Origin of the sequence: Methanobrevibacter sp. (assembly GCF_045644645.1) — an archaeon.
Lineage (GTDB): Archaea > Methanobacteriota > Methanobacteria > Methanobacteriales > Methanobacteriaceae > Methanocatella.
Genome location: NZ_JAZRHE010000157.1, coordinates 1 through 4,582, shown reverse-complemented (window position 1 = coordinate 4,582; position 4,582 = coordinate 1). Strand labels below are relative to the sequence as shown.

Here is a 4,582-nt window from a genome sequence, read left to right as displayed (position 1 = left end):
CCGCTTGGCCTCCGACTTTAGAAGTCTATAGATCATTACTATGTCCCTACAACCAGTAATGATCTAAAAGATTGCAACATGATTATAAGTGCGAATAATCAAGTTAGATAATGATTTATTATTTAATATATTTAAAATGTTCTATACCACTTCGTATTTTTCACCAAACCGTTGCTGTTTAAGATTTCTACTATCATTACCATTATAAAATGAATCACATTCCCAATAGAGTAGCTCAATAAATATGCTCTAGGAGGTGATTGTTATGAGCGTTTCTAAACTTAAAAGTCAGATAAGACAAGCTGAACGTGAAATGAAAAGAGCCGAGCGTGAAGCAAAAAAAGCTGAAAGGGAAATGAAAAAGTTAATGAAAAAATTATAAATTCAATGAAAGATTGTGGAAGTGATTGTAGGGTGCACTTTCACATTTTTAATGCAATATGAGAAGCAAGAATTTGTTATACAAATCATAAGAGGTAAAAATAATGATAATAAACAAAACAAGAATTAATAAATTAGAAACACAATTCAAAGATATAGACGAAGGAACAAATATAATAATTAGCGTATCAGACATAGATATATTCGATAATCTTAACAAAATTGGATTTACAGAAAATCTAGACATAGGCGAACAAGTTTTACCCGCTATTGGATCAGGATTAGGTAAATATTCCACCATCACTAAGTTTAATTCCGAAGGATCATATATCAAAAGACCAGACTTAGGTAAAGAAACAAAGTATTATCAAAGACAATTTAAACGAAATGAATGGAGAGGCAGAGGTAGAACTGAAGAAGTAGTGGACATTCGTACATTTTCATATGAGAGAATATGTAGAGAACCAATTGCACCCCCAAGTATTGAATTAAAAATAGTTGAAAAAGAAGGCCGTAAAATCATAATAGCTAGTGAAAAATTCAGCTATAAAAAAGATGATGAACTATTGAAACATACGATAAATTTATTCTTAGAGCTTTTTAAAGAATGTGAAATACTGCATGAGGATTTAAGCAAATTAATAGACTTAAAAAATCTTAAGAGATTAAACTGGGAAATACTGCCCAAAGGAGAAATGCCTTGGGAAAAATTAAAAGAACATTTAAAGCCAGTTTTAGAACAAACAAAGAAAACTAAAAGAACAGCAGACGAAAATAGAATACAATACATTAATGACACATATAATCCAACCACTGTATTTTATGGAAAAGCCGGTTTTAATGGATATGTGGGATTCGTGTTTAAGGAATTTACAATATTAGAGTCTCTGATTTATGGCAATGCAATATATGTTTTTGATAAAAACTGGTTAGAATTCAGTAAACTAACTAAAAAAGAAATATTGGATGAAAATTTGCATATGGCAAGAATAATACATGATAATAGTTGGAAAAATAAAGTAAGAATGTTATTTGAAAATAATAATCTTAATCAAAATTAATTTTTTGATTAAATTTTTTATTTTTTATATTTTTTCATATCCTCCCGTAAAATCCACTGCACAGTCATCATGATTGGCTTCAATCTGATAAGCCATTATTTTTTTCTAAAAATTTCAATGCCCATATTCTTGTGAACCCTGTTCTATCCTGCCCATATTGGAAAAATTCTATTCAATTAATGGAGTTCAGAATCTTGTATAACCGTATAAACATTGTTTTAGCACGTATTTACATCATATACTTCGCATTCTATACTGTTTAACTCATAGATGCCTAAAAATGCAATATTTTTATAATTAATGTCTTACAGTTCTAAATATAGGATATTGAATATATCTTCCCCTGTAATATTTATATCATCAATTGGATTTTCATATTCAAATTAAGAGCCATATGAATCTAGAATATAGATATAACCTTTAAATCCTTAGCTAATAACACTCTTGTTGTGAAATATGAATCACATTTTTCATGAATGCATCATCAAATTCTTCAGTTGCATTAGGATTATAATGCAAATAATGAGAATTTTCAAAAAGTAGCTATTAGAAATCGGCGGAATTCTGACTCATCAAATAGATAATCTTCAACACTGCCACATAGCTACCAACAGTTGCGATTAATAGCTCATGATAAAAGTTGAATGCCCATCCAGACACTTTTGAAATTCTTTAAGGAGTTTAGGTTTTAGGATGTCTATAGTATATTTCTGCTAAAAGAATACAAATTGTAGTGAACTAGCTTAGGATATGCAAAATATTACTTTGCAAAAGCTCTCTCTAATCTTTTATATACATTATAAATCTACTTATTATTATAGCAATTTTAGATATGAGGGAGCTTGAATATGAATAATGAAGTTGTAAAAACATTATTATATACCAGTGAAGACGGTGCAGTGGCCATAAATGTAATTATTGATTCAGAAAATGATACAATGTGGACTACACAAAAAACCATGGCAGAATTATTCGATAAAAACATCAATACAATAAGTAAACATTTAAATAATATTTTTGAATCAGGAGAATTAGTAAAATCTGAAGTTACCTTCAATCCGAACGATTCCACTAATAGTGAAATCGTTATTATAAACCCTGATGCAAAAACACAACCAATATTATACAACCTGGATGCCATAATCTCAGTCGGTTATCGTGTAAACAGCAAACAGGCAACACACTTTCGCAGGTGGGCGACAAGCGTGCTTAAAGAGTATATTGTAAAAGGTTTTGCACTGGATGATGAATTATTGAAAAAAGGCTCAAGATTTGGAAAAGATTACTTTGACCATTTGCTTTCCAGAATTCGAGAAATACGTGCTTCAGAGAGAAGATTCAACCAAAAAATCACAGATTTATATGCAACAAGTGCAGATTACAATCTGGATGCCGATGAGACAAAAGACTTCTTCGCCACTGTACAGAACATGCTCTTGTTTGCAATAACCGGTCAGACCGCCGCTGAAATCATAAAATCCCGCAGCGACAAAAATAAACTTAACATGGGACTTACAACATGGGAAGATGCACCTCATGGAAAAATCCTGCAGGCAGACGTGGTAATTTCAAAAAACTATCTAAACGAGATGGAATTGGATTCACTGAATACACTGGTTGACGGTTTTTTAACATTGGCAGAAACAAGGGCAAATTCCCAAAAGCCAACATTCATGAAAGACTGGAAAACATTGCTTTACGGATATCTTGAATTAAGCCAACTGCCACTACTGGAAGGAAAAGGTAAAGTTTCAGCTGTTGAAGCAAAAGCCCATGCAATCAATGAGTATAAGGAATTCAGAATAGATCAGGACAGAAATTATGAATCTGATTTTGATAATCTAATCAAATCCATCAAACGGCTGGAAGGTAAAAAATAAATACATATTTTTGATTTGGAAAATGCAATTAGTTACCTTGCTTAAATTTTTCAAGGATTTCGGTTTTATTGGGTTGTGGAATTTTTTACTATTATATATAGAATGCATCTTACTCATGAATGTTGTTAATATTTTCCAAAACAATGAACTCAAAAAGTGTAGTAATAGCATTGCTTATTTTACACACTTCTTTTGTAAACCCCTACATGATAAGATACACAATTTAAATACTCATCTTTTATTATTTTAACTCATCCAGAATAACTTTATGTTTGATACTTTCTGAAATACCATTATAACCTGGAAATAATGTATCTGTAAAATAATTTTCCTTTATCAATTCATTTAACACATCTTGTTTCATATCATAAGGAATAATAAATTTGTAAAAAATTTTTTCACCATCAGGTATATCAGAAGTCTTGAGTGGATGTACTCTTTTATAAAAAATATCCTTTTCAATTTCATCATTCATTTCATCATTTTGCTTAAATTGATTTATAATAATTTGATGATACTCATCATTATCTTCTTCATTCCTGTTATTTATGAAAAATGCAAATAATCCTTTTTGAGCATTTAAATTAGGATTTGAATTATATTCAGCTCGATAAAATTGTAATTTAAATTTTTCATCATATTCTAAGTTTGATAAATTGTTAAATAATTTATGATTAAATGCCCATAATACCCCATCATTTTCTTCATCATTTATCCCACATTGGAGTTTGTCATTAATAATATCTTTTGTGGCAAAATACAAAGAAACATGATAATCATAACTCCAATCTAGAAATCTGGTTGGAGCACCATAATGTTGAGCCAATGCAATATTTCCCCACAATCGTTCATCTGGCCAATAATCAAAAAACAATTTGAAACTGTCAAAATCAATTATTCTACGAATACTCTCTTCAACATTAATTTTAAGACCGTTTTTATCTGAAGCATTGATAAATTTCATTAAGACTGTAAATTCTTTCCATTTCTGCACAATATTATCAAAATATTCTAATTCCTTTATACCATCAAAAATTTTAAAATCCTTTTCAAATTTTATTGAAACATCCCCAAATTTTTCTGATCGAGCTTTAATAGGCAACATCTCCTCATTAGATATGAATTTATTTAATTCTTCACCATTATTTCTAAGAGAATAAGGTTTTAATTTATAATTAACATTATCAAGGCCTCTAAATATGCATTTTTCACGAATATCGATATTATCTGATTTGCCTTTAATTATATCAAAGAGTTCGT

General features: G+C 29.7%; 3 protein-coding genes. 2 read left to right on the top strand and 1 reads right to left on the bottom strand.

Features of this window, described 5'->3' with window-relative positions:
* The first annotated feature begins 485 nt into the window (after nucleotides 1-485).
* Together ACKI4K_RS09945 and rhuM are read left to right on the top strand one after the other, a co-directional pair.
* Nucleotides 486-1,442: a hypothetical protein gene (locus ACKI4K_RS09945; RefSeq protein ID WP_407424721.1), complete on the top strand. Its 957-nt coding sequence runs from the start codon at nucleotides 486-488 to the stop codon at nucleotides 1,440-1,442.
* Nucleotides 1,443-2,290: 848 nt separating this feature from the next.
* Nucleotides 2,291-3,322: a RhuM family protein gene (gene rhuM, locus ACKI4K_RS09940; RefSeq protein ID WP_407424719.1), complete on the top strand. Its 1,032-nt coding sequence runs from the start codon at nucleotides 2,291-2,293 to the stop codon at nucleotides 3,320-3,322.
* A gap of 241 nt (nucleotides 3,323-3,563) precedes the next feature.
* Here rhuM and ACKI4K_RS09935 read toward each other — a convergent pair.
* Nucleotides 3,564-4,582: FRG domain-containing protein (locus ACKI4K_RS09935; protein ID WP_407424717.1), on the bottom strand; the 1,019-nt coding region annotated here is incomplete at its 5' end.